Origin of the sequence: Halalkalibaculum roseum, assembly GCF_011059145.1 — a bacterium.
Taxonomy (GTDB): domain Bacteria; phylum Bacteroidota; class Rhodothermia; order Balneolales; family Balneolaceae; genus Halalkalibaculum; species Halalkalibaculum roseum.
Genome location: NZ_JAALLT010000004.1, coordinates 501540 through 516717, shown reverse-complemented (window position 1 = coordinate 516717; position 15178 = coordinate 501540). Strand labels below are relative to the sequence as shown.

Annotated in this window: 12 protein-coding genes; 8 read left to right on the top strand and 4 right to left on the bottom strand. The window is 44.4% G+C overall.

All coding sequences use genetic code 11. From position 1 onward, the window contains the following. Positions 1 to 91: 91 nt before the first annotated feature. From G3570_RS14175 to G3570_RS14165, 3 genes are all read left to right on the top strand, one after another. Positions 92 to 541 (top strand): META domain-containing protein, encoded by a 450-nt coding sequence (locus G3570_RS14175; RefSeq protein WP_165143478.1) that lies wholly within the window; start codon positions 92 to 94, stop codon positions 539 to 541. 120 nt (positions 542 to 661) lie between these two features. Continuing rightward, positions 662 to 1132, top strand: coding sequence for a DUF456 domain-containing protein (locus G3570_RS14170; protein WP_165143476.1), 471 nt, complete (start codon positions 662 to 664; stop codon positions 1130 to 1132). Positions 1133 to 1320: 188 nt separating this feature from the next. Continuing rightward, positions 1321 to 2499 carry an MFS transporter gene (locus G3570_RS14165; protein ID WP_165143474.1) on the top strand — a complete coding sequence of 393 codons (1179 nt, stop codon included), beginning with the start codon at positions 1321 to 1323 and terminating at the stop codon, positions 2497 to 2499. A gap of 79 nt (positions 2500 to 2578) precedes the next feature. On the opposite strand, the gene G3570_RS14160 is transcribed toward G3570_RS14165, so the two are convergent. Continuing rightward, complete coding sequence (locus G3570_RS14160) at positions 2579 to 4432, bottom strand: glycoside hydrolase family 2 protein (protein ID WP_165143472.1); 1854 nt, start codon at positions 4430 to 4432, stop codon at positions 2579 to 2581. A gap of 190 nt (positions 4433 to 4622) precedes the next feature. Here G3570_RS14160 and G3570_RS14155 point away from each other — a divergent pair, with 190 nt between their 5' ends. Continuing rightward, positions 4623 to 6614 (top strand): serine hydrolase, encoded by a 1992-nt coding sequence (locus G3570_RS14155; protein ID WP_165143470.1) that lies wholly within the window; start codon positions 4623 to 4625, stop codon positions 6612 to 6614. 93 nt (positions 6615 to 6707) lie between these two features. Here the strand turns inward: G3570_RS14155 and G3570_RS14150 are convergent, their stop codons facing one another. Together G3570_RS14150 and G3570_RS14145 are read right to left on the bottom strand one after the other, a co-directional pair. Next, a complete protein-coding gene (locus G3570_RS14150; RefSeq protein ID WP_165143468.1) occupies positions 6708 to 7091 on the bottom strand; it encodes a VOC family protein in 384 nt (127 codons plus the stop codon). A 19-nt stretch (positions 7092 to 7110) separates the two neighbouring features. Continuing rightward, a complete protein-coding gene (locus tag G3570_RS14145) occupies positions 7111 to 8316 on the bottom strand; it encodes a 6-phosphofructokinase (RefSeq protein WP_165143466.1) in 1206 nt (401 codons plus the stop codon). 473 nt (positions 8317 to 8789) lie between these two features. Here G3570_RS14145 and G3570_RS14140 point away from each other — a divergent pair, with 473 nt between their 5' ends. The 4 genes from G3570_RS14140 (at position 8790) to G3570_RS14125 (ending at position 14672) form a co-directional block, all read left to right on the top strand. After that, positions 8790 to 10820, top strand: a complete 2031-nt coding sequence (locus G3570_RS14140; RefSeq protein ID WP_165143464.1) for a PQQ-dependent dehydrogenase, methanol/ethanol family — start codon at positions 8790 to 8792, stop codon at positions 10818 to 10820. Positions 10821 to 10977: 157 nt separating this feature from the next. Further along, positions 10978 to 12375: an amidohydrolase family protein gene (locus tag G3570_RS14135; RefSeq protein ID WP_165143462.1), complete on the top strand. Its 1398-nt coding sequence runs from the start codon at positions 10978 to 10980 to the stop codon at positions 12373 to 12375. A 144-nt stretch (positions 12376 to 12519) separates the two neighbouring features. Continuing rightward, entirely contained in the window at positions 12520 to 13989 is a 1470-nt protein-coding gene (locus G3570_RS14130; RefSeq protein WP_165143460.1) for a tetratricopeptide repeat protein, read from the top strand. Between the two features lie 239 nt (positions 13990 to 14228). Next, positions 14229 to 14672, top strand: coding sequence for a hypothetical protein (locus tag G3570_RS14125; protein WP_165143458.1), 444 nt, complete (start codon positions 14229 to 14231; stop codon positions 14670 to 14672). Between the two features lie 33 nt (positions 14673 to 14705). Here G3570_RS14125 and G3570_RS14120 read toward each other — a convergent pair whose 3' ends face one another. Continuing rightward, positions 14706 to 15158, bottom strand: a complete 453-nt coding sequence (locus tag G3570_RS14120) for a nuclear transport factor 2 family protein (RefSeq protein ID WP_165143456.1) — start codon at positions 15156 to 15158, stop codon at positions 14706 to 14708. Between the last annotated feature and the right edge of the window lie 20 nt (positions 15159 to 15178).

The window sequence follows — 15178 nt, the reverse complement described above, 5'->3', positions numbered from 1 at the left end:
AAGTGTCTCAAAAGAAAAAGAAAGCTGCTATTGCTAAATCAGCATACGTAATATCAATGAAAAGCTGACAGAATCCATTACGATTAATGAGATGAAGAATTTTAAAAATTATATAATCCGGGTAGCGTTCACCTATGTCATATTGCTTCCAATAAGCGGCTGTTCCCTGATTGAAAACAACAACAATGAGAATACCCGTGATCTTCTGCGTGCCTGGGAGTTGGCAACCATTACCGATGAGACGGGAAATACTATTGAATTATTCGATGGGGAGGTACACACTCTTCGTTTTTCCAGCGAACGTACGCTGGGCGGAGAAACGGCTTGTAACTTTTATGGGGGAGATTTTTCAGCTGAAAGAGATGGCAATATACGGATAAATAATATACTTACCACCGAAATAGCCTGTGAACAGCCCAATCACAGCCCCGAATATCTCAGTGCACTGGGTGAAGCAGATGAGTTTTCCGTGCATAGTGGGAGACTGGTATTGCGTTATGGAAATGCCGGGGAGCTAATTTTCGAAGAACGGCTGGAGTAAAAGTGCAGCCCTTTTACACCAGCTGTATCTCACCTTCTTAAAGAAAACCGGTATATTGCATGAAACCTGCGGACACGTAAAACGTGAAAGGGGTGTACTCCAAAAACAAAAAAGTGTGTCATGGAAACCATCATTATTATTTTGGGAGCTCTCCTGATCCTTGCCGGGCTATTAGGCTCTTTCCTGCCTGTGTTGCCCGGTCCGCCCATCAGTTACATCGGTCTGATACTGCTTCAATTAACCTCCACACCTCCCTTCACTATTCAATTCCTGGCGGTTTGGGCTCTGATAGTCATTGCCATCATGATACTTGACAACGTGGTTCCGGCCTGGGGAGCCCGTAAATATGGTGGTTCACCTTTCGGTGTATGGGGTAGCATCCTGGGTTTAATTGCAGGTTTTTTCTTTCCGCCGATGGGTATAATCATCGGTCCGATAGTGGGTGCTTTCGTGGGTGAACTGGCCGGTGGAAAAACATCCGACCAGGCCTTGAAAGCTGCATGGGGCTCTTTTTTAGGCTTCCTTGCCGGTACCTTAATGAAGGTTATTGCTTGCGGCATGATGGGGTACTATTTCTTTGTCAATATGTAGATAAGTTCAAAAGAAAGATTATCGGAATCGGGAGTTGCCTGAAATCAGTATTTAATAACTGTAACGGGTCTGTACATGACTGTTAATTAATTGATGTACGTTACCAAGGGTATCTTGTTCCTCTCTAGTTGTTGGTGTATACTGCCTAAATATTAATAGTAAAAATCTTAGTGCAACACCGGATTTCTATGCAGCAGAGTATTCCCAAAAGAATTTTACCTGTAATTGTTTTTGCACAGTTTGCAGGTACCTCTCTCTGGTTTGCGGGCAATGCGGTTATTCCGGATCTTGTAGTCGAGTTACAGCTGAATGAATATGCAGTCGGTTATATCACATCCGCTGTTCAGTTCGGTTTTATCAGCGGGACGCTACTTTTTGCTTTTTTAAGTGTTGCCGATCGCATTTCACCAAGTAAGGTATTCCTTGGATGTGCGATCCTCGGTGCAAGTGCCAATGCCCTCACAGTTTACAGTGGCTCACTATCTGTATTGATTCTTGTTCGTTTTGCCACCGGCTTTTTTCTTGCCGGTATCTACCCGGTAGGTATGAAGATAGCATCCGATTGGCACGACATGGGGCTGGGAAAAGCACTGGGTTACCTGGTCGGAGCCTTAGTTCTGGGGACTGCTTTCCCACACCTCGTCAGGTTCATCGCATCTGAACTGCCCTGGAGGGTGATACTTTTCGCGACTTCATGGCTGGCAACAGCGGGTGGTGTTTTGCTCTATTTCACAGTACCTGACGGACCCTATCGGAGTAAACAGAGTATATTTCAACCATCAGCATTATTTAAACTCTTCAAACATTCCAATTTTCGGGCTGCTGCTTTCGGCTATTTTGGACATATGTGGGAGCTTTATGCATTTTGGGCATTCGTCCCGATTATGCTCACCTATTATAATGAGATGAATCCGGGTTCGGGTTTACAGGTCGGCATTTGGTCTTTTATCATCATCGGAATTGGCGGTGCAGGATGCGCGATAGGAGGTCATCGATCGCTAAAATCAGGGAGTAAACGCGTGGCGCAGTGGTCATTGGCGATCTCCGGACTCAGTTGTCTATTATCTCCACTAATTTTTGATCTTGCCGCCCCCGTTTTTTTAATGTTTCTGATGGTATGGGGATTCTTTGTGGTATCCGATTCTCCACAATTTTCAACTCTGGTTGCAGCTTCATCCGATCGTGATTATGTAGCTACCGGACTTACCATAGTTAACAGTATCGGTTTTGCTATTACTATCATCAGCATTCAATTGGTTAACATGCTCTGGGCAAACCTTGGGAGTCCGTTCGTTTTTCTCATACTGGCTATAGGTCCGGCCCTGGGTTATCTGTCTCTCATACAGTATGGGAAAAACCCAAAATAGAATACGGTTGACGCGAATGCTGCAGGTTTACACCGATTTTAGTATACAATACACAAAATAATATGTGTGATATCCACACTTATCTGCGACTATCCGTGTTCCATAGTTTCAATTTATTTTCATAGTACGACTTCAGAACAAAAAAGGCCTTTTTCTTGATACCGTCATCTGAAATAAGTCCCTTTCGATTCCATTCATCCTGAATATCCGGCAGCTGTCTTCGTGGTGACCTGAAATCAGCCAGTATCCACGGGGAAAGGCCACTCAGACCGTCAATCTTATCAATCATGTTGAGGGTTTCACTGTACAGGTAAGCCTGGTATTCTTCAGACCAGCGGGTGAGGCTGTCGGCGTGGAAACCCTGCTTGGCACCGGCCCCGAACTCGGAAATGATTACCGGTTTGTTTTGGCTGATTTCCCACGTGATTTCACGAGCTTTGGAAGGCAATCCCTCATACCAGCCGATGTACTGGTTGAAGCTCAATACATCAACCACATCAGCAAAAGGATCATCAATAGTACGAATATTTGGATTTCCTTCAAGGCTACTCTGTTCAAGGGCTGCGCTGATCAGCCGGGTTTTGTCCAGGGATCGGGTAAGGGTGGCCAGTTCGTTGAGGAAGTTGTTTCGTGCTTTACTGACGGGTGTTTCATTGGCCATTGACCAGATGATCACCGACGCCCTGTTTCTGTCTCTTTGGATGACCTCATTCAACTGATTTTTTGCATTTTTAAGAGTAGCGGTATTATTCCAGTCGATGGTCCAGTACACAGGAATCTCCTCCCAGACCAGGATACCCATTTCATCGGCCAGTCGAACCATGTGCTCGTTATGCGGATAGTGAGCCAGCCGAACATAATTGCACCCCAATTCCTTGGCCCACTGCAGAAGCTGTTTCGCCTGCTTCTTGTTACGTACCCTGCCATCATCAAAGGGCCGCTCTTCATGAATGCTAATTCCCCTTAGGAAAACCGGTTGATCATTGAGCAGTATCCGGCCGCCTTCTGTTTCTATAGTACGGAAACCAATCCGGTCTTCTAGTGTATCGGAAGGTGTGGTGAGGACTACTTCATATAGATATGGATTTTCTGGTGACCAGTAGTTTATGTTATCTGACTTCAGGTCTAGAGAGGCACTACCTTCGCTATCAGTATTTAAGGTCTTCCTTAGATCCAATTCCGGTATGGAAATAGTGACTTCTTGGTTTGCAGAAGATGTACCATCCAAACTCATAAATCCTTCTATAGTTTGAGCATTCTCCGGACTCAACTGAATCATGTAGTCGCGAATAAATGTCTGGGGCATTTCCACAAGCTTTACATCCCGAGTGATGCCCCCGTAGTTCCACCAATCGGTATTCAGGGTCGGGATTCCCTCTTTTTTACGGGTATTATCGACCTTAAGGATCAGGAAATTGTCCTTTTCATTTAGCAGGTTGGTAACTTCAAATGAGAACGGGGTAAATCCCCCGATATGGGTTCCCAGCTTAGTACCGTTCAAGTATACTTCCGCCTTGTAATTTACAGCACCGAAATAGAGTAAAACTCTGCTACTATCGGTTTTCCGGAGGTAGTCAAATGACTTTTTAAACCAGACTGATCCTTCATAATAGTACAGTTTTTCTACCTGTGAATTCCAGTCACCCGGTATCTCCATTGTCGGGGATCGGTCAAAATTGTATTCCACGAGATCGGTTTTATCATCAGGTTTGGCGTTCATGAAAAATGCGTTCTTACCGGGATTTTCCATTTGGTCGAAGGGTTCATACCGGTAATTGTAGTATCCGTTTTCGTAGGGATCGACAACGTAGTGCCACTCTCCGATCAAGCTTTGCGCGGACCTGTTATAGATATTGACCGGAACAATATTTTGCGCAAATGAACAGGATGCATAAAGAGTGAGGATAAAAAGAACTGTTGCAATGTTTCTCATGGAGATGAGTAATCATTTTTAAATGAATAATAATTTGTAAACTACTCTTTGGCGGGAGAAACCGAAACATGAATTTTAAATAATCGTGTAGTAAACCCACCGTGGAATTACTTGACAATTGCATTAAACAGATCAGGATAGTCTAATCTATTTTTAAATAGAAAAATCAATATTAAGGGAGAATCAACCAATGAAACGCATTTGCACAATACTTTTTTCAGTTTTGCTTCTATATGGAAGTTTACAGGCACAAGACAGAAGGGAAAAAGTAAGATCAATTACTGTAGGACAAGAATATACAGACTCACTCGCATTGCGGAGTTCTCATACTTATGTCCTCGATGCTGATTCCGGGCGGTTTGTTTACGGATTCGTCGATCAGTTAAGTGTTGATGTTGAAATTGAGATTAAAGATCCTACAGGCAAAATCATCGGTGCTTTTGATATTCCTGCAAGAGGGAAAGAGCTCTTTCAGTTCGATACGGAAGAAACAGGTAAATACAGTATTAAGGTGATGCCTTTTGAGGATGAGGAGGGCCGGTACTCCTTTACAGTGTCCCTGCTAGAAGCTGTTGCCACCGAGTCTGAAGAGCGGGTTGATCAACTGATGATAAGCTATAGTGGAGATGAGGTGCCCGGTGCTGCAGCAATGGCGATGAAAGATGGAGAAATAATTTTTGCCGAAGCCTATGGGATGGCTAGCCTAACCTACGATATCCCGTTTGAAGTAGATACACGTACGAATATCGGTTCCACCTCCAAGCAGTTTACAGCTTTCGCTGCCGCTCTGCTTGCCGAGCGAGGTAAGATTTCATTGGATGATAACGTACGTAAATACATTCCAGAGCTGCCGGAATTTGAATTCCCGGTTACCATCAGAAATCTGCTTACCCATACCAGCGGTTACCGGGAGTACCTGAATACCCTGGCGATGAGAGGTCATGATTTGAGCAGCTCTCTGGATAGGGCAGAAATAATTGAAGTTGTTCAGCGCCAGCCCGATCTGCAAAACAAACCCGGAGCCGAATGGAATTATAACAATACCGGATTTGCCCTGATGGTTGAAATTATAGAACGGGTTACTGAAACTCCGTTTCCTGAATGGATGCAGGAGAATGTCTTTAACTCTTTGCAGATGAATCATTCTATGGTTCGCCATGATCAGAACCAGGTAGTACCCGGCAGGTCGCAAGGATACGCCATTGGCGAAGGTGGAAATTATGTTGAAATGACAGACCTGGGTGGCGCCATGGGAGCAGGCGGTATCTACACAACGCTGAAGGATTTAGCTAAGTGGATTCGAAATTTTGAGGATCCTAAAGTCGGCAACGAAGATATTATCAGGGAGATGACTACCCCGTTTGTGTTGACGAGTGGCGATACCACTGGTTATGGCCTGGGGCTGTTTGTGCAGGAGTATAAAGGGTTGAAATATATACATCACGGCGGCGCGGATGTGGCCCATCGCTCTATGTTGATGTATTTTCCAGAGATTGATGCAGCTGTAGTGACCCAAAGCAACAATGCCAATTTCAGAGGAGACATACCTCAGAAAATTGCCGATCTATTTTTCGGAGAATATATGCAGGAGGATGGGTCGGCACCTGTAGAGGAAACGCAAACAGCAGCCGATTTTGAATATGATCCGGAAAACTTTGAGCCACTCACCGGACGATATGAACTCAAGATTCAACCCGGATTCATACTTACCTTCTCACGAGATGGAGACCGAATCTATACCCAGGCTACCGGACAGCCAGAAATCGATATCAGGGCAACTTCCGATTCAACCTTTAGCCTGGTGGGCGTGAATGCTGATATTACTTTTCATAGGAATGAAGATGGCTCGGCCGATTCACTGACCCTGCACCAGAACGGCCATCATGTGGCAACCCGTATAGAATGGAATCCTTCCCAGTCCGAAATGAAGGAGTATTCAGGAACCTATTTAAGCAATGAACTTCAAACATTCTATACGATTGCTATAGAAGACAGTAGTCTGGTACTAAAACACTATAGCATGGATGATATGACCATGACACCGGGTGATAAAGATTCATTCTCGGCGGGCTTTCCCATTGCAGAGATGAAATTTGTTAGAAATGAGGAGGGTGAGATCGTCGGATTCGAAGCTTCCAATGGTAGAACCATGGGTGTTCTATTTGAAAAATGGGAGGAATAGTCAGCTAGTTTGATTACAATCAACTCTCTCATCAACCCTCCAAGGGTCATTCGACCCTTGGAGGGTTTGGTTCATAAATATCATTTGTCCGAATTAGTCGGCTTCATTAACCTCAATCCAGTAGCCGTCAGGGTCCTGAAAATATACCTGGCGAACCCCATCGGCTCGGGTGGTAATGCTTCCCGGTCTAGCTTTGGAATCGTGAGTCAATATGTTTTTTGATTTCAGGTGAGAGATAAATCCGTCAAAATCATCCAGTTTCATTGCCAGGTGCACGCCAACATTGGTATGTATACCACGGTTATCTCCCTCTACGATATGCAACTCTGTACTCTTACCGATGGAAAACCATCTGATATAAGGCTTTCCTGTTCTATTTTCAATTTCATCCAAACCCAAAACGTTTTTATAAAATGCTGCGCTGGTTTCCAGGTCTTTTACTTTGATCGTGTAATGATCGAAAGTCAGTTTCGGCATAACAATTGGTTGTTTGAACTTAATTTTCGCTAGTCATGATAAAAAGAGGCTGCATTTCAAAGCTTTTGTAAAATGGGCGCAGGCGTTCCCTATTATAGTGTTTTTCAACATTCACAAATTTTTTACGGCTTGTTACCATCTCAACCGGAATATTATCATATCGCCCATTTTTAAGTACCACCAGTCTGCCGTGAATATTATTCAAGATAAGATCAAGAGCCAGATTGCCATAGGCCATGGGTACTATGGAGTCTATGGCATCGGGATCGCCACCCCTAACCATATATCCAAGCTTTTGGGTAATGGTATTAATTTTTTTGCCATTGTTAAATTTAGGTGAGAGTCTTTTCAACTCTTCAGATACAAGGTCACCAATGCCACCTAATTTTTTATGACCATAAGCATCGGTTGTTGCATCTTTAAAGACCATCTCTCCTCCTTCAAACATGGCACCTTCCGATACCAGTACCATGGAATAACGGCTTGGGTTTTTTTCACGGTCATAAACCAGAAGCTCAGTAAGGTGTTCCATATCAAACTTATATTCAGGAATGACGCAGCGCTGAGCAGCTCCGGCCATAGTTGGAAGCATAGCAGTAAAACCTGCATAGCGCCCAAAAACTTCCATGACCAAAAAACGCTCATGAGATCCTGCAGAGGTTCTGAGACTGTTTGCCAGATGGATAGTACGGGTAATACAGGTGCTGAAGCCGATACAGTAGTCGGTGCCCGGAACATCGTTATCCATGGTTTTTGGAATTGCAACTACTTTAAAACCTTCGCTGTTCAGGCGCACCCCGTAACTTAGGGTGTCATCTCCGCCGATAGGTATCAAATAATCGAGTCCCAGAAAATCCAGGTTTTTTAACACTTCAGGTGTTAAGTCGTTTATTTCATCTGAGTAGGTATCCATAAGATGACTGGGCACCCGGTCTTTTTTAACTTTGCTCGGATTTGTTCGGGAAGTGTGTAAAAAAGTACCACCGGTTCGACCGGCTTTATTAACGACCTCTTCGGTTAGCTCCTGAAAATTATTGCTGTTATCATATTCCTTGTCACGAATAATGTCAATTGCACCACCCCACCCACGACGGATACCGATGACCTTGTAACCTTCCCTTAAAGCTCTTATCGTTACCCCTCGAATAGCAGGGTTTAAGCCGGGAACATCTCCTCCACCGGTCAGGATACCTATAACTCCTTTAGTCTTTTTAACTGTAGCCATTTATTCAGTCAAATTTTTAATGAAGAGTAAAAAAATAGATCAGCATATCATGCATAGTATTAATATAGCTACTGCAGGTTAACTAACAACTGTTAAAAAAGGCTGCCGTTACTAACGATTACTCTTACCGGTAAGGCCGGCTGTTAGTATTGGATACTAATTCCCGTGCATAGCTACAAATTTCCAGGATGTTTAGGCCAAGGATTTCATTTCAGAATCGAACCTGCGAAAATTATTCATTAGGAAAATAGAGGTCTTCTTAGTAAGATATTTTGTCAAAAGAGCCCCCACCTGAATATCACCTGAGACATTTTGCTATAAGCCACCACAACGGGAACTCAAAAAAGGTGCGTAGTATGAGAGGTTTGTCAATTGAAGGAATGACTAGAGAGCTAAAAAAAGCTGAAAGGCGTTATAGCGGTATATGGATTTTCAATAAGTTTATTGTAGCTTTTTTAATCTCGGTAGTTTTTATGAGCTGCCGTTACAAGGATGAACGTATTGTAGTTGATGACCGTGCTCTTTCTGACCAAAACCTGGTTTCTGAATGGTTAGCCTATGGAGGTACTCATTATGAACAGCGTTTTAGTCCGCTTGAAGATGTTAGCACAGCAAACGTCAATGAACTAAAGGTAGACTGGTTTTTAGACTTACCTAATGATGTAGGATTGGTATCCACACCCCTAGTTGTTAACGGTATCATGTACTTTACGGGTACCATGAATATTGTCAGGGCTGTTGATGCGGTATCTGGCGAGCTTATTTGGGAATACAATCCTGAAGTAGGTAAACATGTGGCAGGTAAAAGACAGGTGGGCTGGGTTCATAACCGCGGCTTATCCTTTTATAAGGGAAGTGTATTTGCTGCAACATGGGACGGGAGGTTGATTTCCCTGGATGCTCAAACGGGAAAGCTCAATTGGTCGGTTCGAACTTTTGATGAAGACAAAGCACTCTATATTACGGGAGCTCCTAAAGCATTTAAAGACAAGGTGTTGATTGGCAACGGGGGAACAGAAAATGGCCCTTCCCGGGGTTTTGTAACGGCTTATGATACCAAAACAGGTGAGGAAGCATGGAAATTCTATATTGTTCCCGGTAATCCCGCCGATGGTTTCGAAAGTGAGGCCATGGAGATGGCTGCTGAAACCTGGACAGGGGAATGGTGGAAACATGGCGGTGGTGGCAATGCCTGGCACGGTTTCACCTATGATCCCGATTTGGATGTGCTGTATGTCGGCACCGGTAACGGCTCGCCCTGGAACAGGAAAATTAGAAGTCCGGAGGGAGGCGATAACCTCTTTCTCTGTTCAATTGTAGCACTTGATCCGGATACCGGTGAATACCTCTGGCATTATCAAACAACACCCGGAGAAACATGGGACTACAATTCCAACATGGATATTGTCTTAGCCGATTTGGAGATCGATGGAGAAGAGGTAAAGGCCATATTGCATGCTCCCAAAAACGGATTTTTTTATGTGATTAACCGGGAGACAGGCAAACTGATTTCTGCCGAACCATTTGCAAAAACCACCTGGGCCTCTGAAATAGATACCGAAACCGGACGGCCGGTAGAAGTGCCGGGCGCCCGATATGAGGAAAATGCCGCACTCATTTTGCCATCACCCTGGGGAGCACATTCATGGCATGCTATGTCATACAATCAACAAACCGGGCTGGTTTATATACCGGCTTTGCATCTTGGTACAGAGTTTACAGATGAAGGACTGGATCTGGCTAACTGGCAGTCGGTTGAATTCGAAGGGGGTATTGGAGTGAATATAAGTATCAATGAAGATGAGCGCGGGGATTATCCTGCCTCTCTTATTGCCTGGGATCCTGTCAAACAGGAGAAGGCCTGGGAAGTTCCGCAAGAACATTTCTGGAATGCAGGAACACTGACTACTGCCGGAAATCTGGTATTCCAGGGGCGATCTGACGGGATGTTACTTGCCTATGATGCTGCTACCGGTGACATCGTTTGGGAGTATAATGCAGGTTTGGGTATTTCTGCTCCACCCATTACTTACAAAATAAACGGCCGGCAATATATATCATTATTGGTCGGCTGGGGTGGCGGATATGCCGGTCTTGGGGGAATTCCTGCTTCCGAACTGGGATGGGCGTACAGGCAACACACCCGCAGACTGATTACCTTTTCTCTAAATGGGAGCGCCGCGATGACTTCTTTGCCACCACCCAAGGTACCTGAACCAATCAGCGCCCGTGAGTTTGTTTTAGACTATAAGCTGGCCAATAAAGGGGCAGTCGTATATAATAAATGTGATCAGTGTCATGGTCCGGCTGCTTATTCCGGAGGGATGGCTCCTGACCTGCGGGCATCAGCCATTCCTCTGGATGAATCTGCATTTGATCTTATTGTACGAGAGGGGACTAAGGTTGATATGGGGATGCCTGCCTTTAGCCAACTTACTGATGAAGAATTGCTTGCACTTCAACATTATATCAGGCAGCAGGCCGGACAAAAAAATCTAGAATAAAACAGTACATATTCTGGCTGCCATCATTGGCATATTAGTCGCTTATATGTATGAACTAATTGGATTAGCACAGGAAAATTTGTATTTCGTGATATTCATGTCCATCAAATACCGAAATATGACATTACCCAATAATCGGCATTTTTTCACCTTTATCATGTTATTCGTTGTACTTGCATATACAACATCATGTACTGAGGAAACTTCAACTAGAAATATTCAGATTCTAACCGGGGCTGATATAATTGATGGGACGGGGAAGGCTATTATTGAGCATGGTGTAATACTTATTCGTGACGGCCGTATTGAATGCGTAGGTGAAGAGGGCGACTGTCCAAATCCTGCGGGTGCTGACATTATCGATGTAACGGGCAAGTATATTACACCGGGACTTATTGACGGACATGTTCACTTTTTTCAGACCGGGTTCTTTGACAGTCGTCCCGACGCGATGGATATTACGGATACCTACCCATATTCGGAAGTAGCGGCATATCAGAAGCAGCACCCGGAACGCTACTATAACTCCTATCTTTGCTCCGGTATAACGGGGGTGTATGATGTCGGGGGGATGTCTTGGTCTGTAGATTTCCAAGAGTCAGCCGAGCAGAATCCGAACGCTCCGCATGTTGCCGCTGCAGGTCCTCTTATCACCCCGGTTTCGGGTGCCCCTTTTGACTTGCCTTCTGACAAAGTACTCGTTCCCTTAGAGAGCGCCGAAGCGGGTATCAAAACCGTCCAGTACCTATCGGCACTTGGATCGACGGGCATCAAGCTGTGGCAGCTGGATGCCGATAATGATGAGTATATGGATCGTGTAAGGGCTGTTGCAGAAGAGACCGAAAGGCAAGATAATAAGTTGATTGTACATGCAACTACTTTAGAACAAGCTACAGCTGCTGTTGAGGCAGGTGCAAAGCTGCTGGTTCACAGTGTAAGTGACGTTGCGGTGGATCAAAATTTCTTGGATCTAGCTAAGCAGCAAGGTACCTATTACAACCCAACCCTGATTGTTTCAAGCGGTTATATGATGGCTTACCGGGCGGCGGCCGGTATTGAGCCCCTGCCGGTTGATGATCCCAATAGCTGTGTGGATTCCAAAACACTTGAGCTGGTGAACAATTCTTCGCAGTTTGAGGATCATTCGCGTTTTAGCGATGCATTTCTGGAGCGGATCCAAGATTTTGATATCGAAACTGATCGGGTGAGTGAGGTAGCAATGCAAAATCTATTGAGAGTTTATGAAGCAGGCATACCTATCATTGTGGGTACGGATGCCGGAAATCCGGGAACCCTGCACGGACCTTCGATTTATGAGGAGATGGAATTTATGCAGGAAGCGGGTATACCAGCCGAAGACCTCATTGTGATGGCCACTCGCAACGGTGCGGAAGCCATGGAACGGGGAAATGATTTTGGAACCCTGGAAGCGGGTAAACTGGCTAATCTTATTATACTGGATGATGATCCCTCGGAAGATATTTCAAAAATGCGTAGCATCACTCATACCATGATTAAAGGGGTGTTAAAAAAGGTTGTAGAAATACCTAAATAAGTAAGCTCCAACTTTTCAGAAGTTATCAAATAACAGTTACATGAACAGGGAATTTAATAACTTTGGAAAAGTTATTAGGTGTTATTATTTCATCCTCCAATTTTGTATATCTACCTATTAGACCGTAACTAAAATTTCATTGCCATGAATTCCTATCTAAGCACTGCACTTTCGTTGATTATAATATTGTTTTTGAGTGCTGATGTACACGCTCAAGAAAAACAACTTGGTAAAATTGACTTCCTCAATTCAGGAGCGACAGAAGCCCAGGCTGATTTTATGGAAGGAGTTAAGTTTTTGCATAATTTTGAATATTCAGATGCCGCCCGGGCATTTAAAAGAGCTAGAGAGATAGATCCTGACTTTGCCATGGCTTATTACGGTGAGGCGAAAACGCACAATCATCCCATTTGGATGCAACAAGACCGGGAAGCTGCCATGCAGGTATTGAAAGAGCTAGGCGGTAGTGTAGCTGAGCGCCAGTCCAAGGCTCCTACACAAAGAGAGAAAGATTATCTGATGACACTGGAGGTGCTTTACGGTAATACTCCTCAGTCAGAAGGCAAAAGCAAAGAAGAGCGTGATGATCTGTACCGTCAGGCAATGAAAGAACTTCATGAAAAGTATCCTAATGATCATGAAGTAACGGCATTCTACGGTCTTTCCATTTTGGGCACAGCACACGAAGGAAGGGATTACAAAACTTACATGCAGGCTGCAGCGCAGCTTTTTAAAGTATGGAATGAAAATCAGCAGCATCCCGGCGCGGCTCACTATCTGATACACTCTTTCGATGACCCTATACATGCTCCACTGGGATTGCCAATGGCGAGAGCCTATTCTAAAATAGCACCTGCGGCAGCTCATGCGCAGCATATGACATCACATATCTTTCTGGCACTGGGGATGTGGGATGATGTTGTGGATGCCAATATCGTGGCCCGGAATGTGCAGACCGATCGCCAGAAGGAACTAAATGAACAAACCTCAGTCTGCGGGCATTATCCCTGGTGGCTGCAGTACGGGTATCTTCAGGAAGGAGCAACCGATAAGGCAAAACAGGTTCTGAATACCTGTAGTGAGAGAATTGCCGAAGATGCAAGCTCCGGGGAAATGTGGCATTTTGCCGTGATGAGGGGACACCAAATTGTTGACTCCGAGAACTGGTCCGGCGCGGATACTTGGACAGCTAAATATGATACCGATACTCAAGGAAGCCTCAACTACTTTTACACCTCGGCTCTGGCTGCTCTGATGAGAGATAAAGAATCCACAGCTCGTGAAAACCTAAACAAGATACTTAAGCTGCCTCAGAGTGCCGAGCGGGATATTCAGGCTGATCAGATTAAAAGTCTGCTGCTGATTGAAGAGGGAAACCCCCAGGAGGGCCTTAAGTTACTCAGGGAGACCGTAGCAGCTGAACTGGAATTGCCCGTGGATTTTGGTCCGCCAACCATCGTAAAACCTTCCCTTGAGCTGTTGGGTGATGTACTGCTCGAGATGGAAAACTATGGAGAAGCAGTGGAAGCATACGAAAGACAACTGGAGAGGACGCCAAAACGGAGGCTTTCGCTGCTAGGAAAAGAAAAAGCCATGGGCATGGCTACTAGGTAAAGGTACCCCCAACCCTGACAGGCTTCGCAAGCCTGTCAGGGTTGGGGGGGAGGGTAGAAGTAGGATAAAAATTCAGGAGAGAGACATTGATAAAGCTTGAACCGCATAAATATTACCATATCTACAATCGCGGTAATAACCGTGAAAAATTATTCCATCAGGAAAGAAATTACGACTACTTCATTAACAGGTATATTCATCATTGCTATCATGTATTAGATACTTACGCATACTGTTTGATGAAAAATCATTTCCACATGTTGGTCAGTGTTAGATCTGAAGAGCTTCAAGAAGAGTTATTCCAAAAGGTGGATTTGAACTCCAATAAATTACGATCTCCATCCAGGCATTTAAGTAACTTTTTTAATTCCTACACGCTATCGATCAATAAACAAGAAGATCGGGTTGGCAGTCTATTTCAAAGACCATTCAGGAGAAAGGAGGTCAGCACCGATAGCTATTTTCGTCGACTTGTTATTTATATTCATCAAAACCCTGTAAAGCATCGATTTGTATCTAATATCGAGGGATATCCATATTCATCTTATCATTTCTATTTCCGAGAAGGTGAATCATTCCTAAATAAAAATAAAGTGCTGCAGTTATTTGATGGTATTGAGAAGTTTAGGGCAGCTCACGTAGAAATGCTTGAAGATTTTGATCAATACCCAGAAGAAGCCTGACAGGTTTCTAAAACCTGTCAGGCTTCTTCTGGGTTATTCCGGTACCTTGGTAGCCTGCCAGTTAACGGCTTTCCACTGTCCTTGTCTTTTCACAAAGGTACCACTGTTCAGGTATTCGGTACGTTCTTCACCGTCTGTTAACTCTGTTTTGCCTACCAGTTTGAATGCAACAATAGCTACCTTGCCATAACTGCGGATCTGAATATTCTCGGCTGACCATTGGGTAGCTGGTTCGCTTTCCTCATTGCCGCTGCTTTGTAATCCATCCATGATTCGTTGTTTTCCATAGCGCTGGCCGGAAGAGCTTGTATAGATCAGGTCTTCCGCCCAAAAGCGATCATGCATTTCCACACTGTTTTCACTGGCTCCCTGGAGAAATCGATTAAGTAAACTGGTTAACTCTTCGTTTACCTGTGACTGCTGGGCAGAAAGTCCTGATACCAAAAAGAATAAAAATATGGAGAGCAAGGGTAGTTTTTTTATCATGATTGTCACTTTGTTGTTGA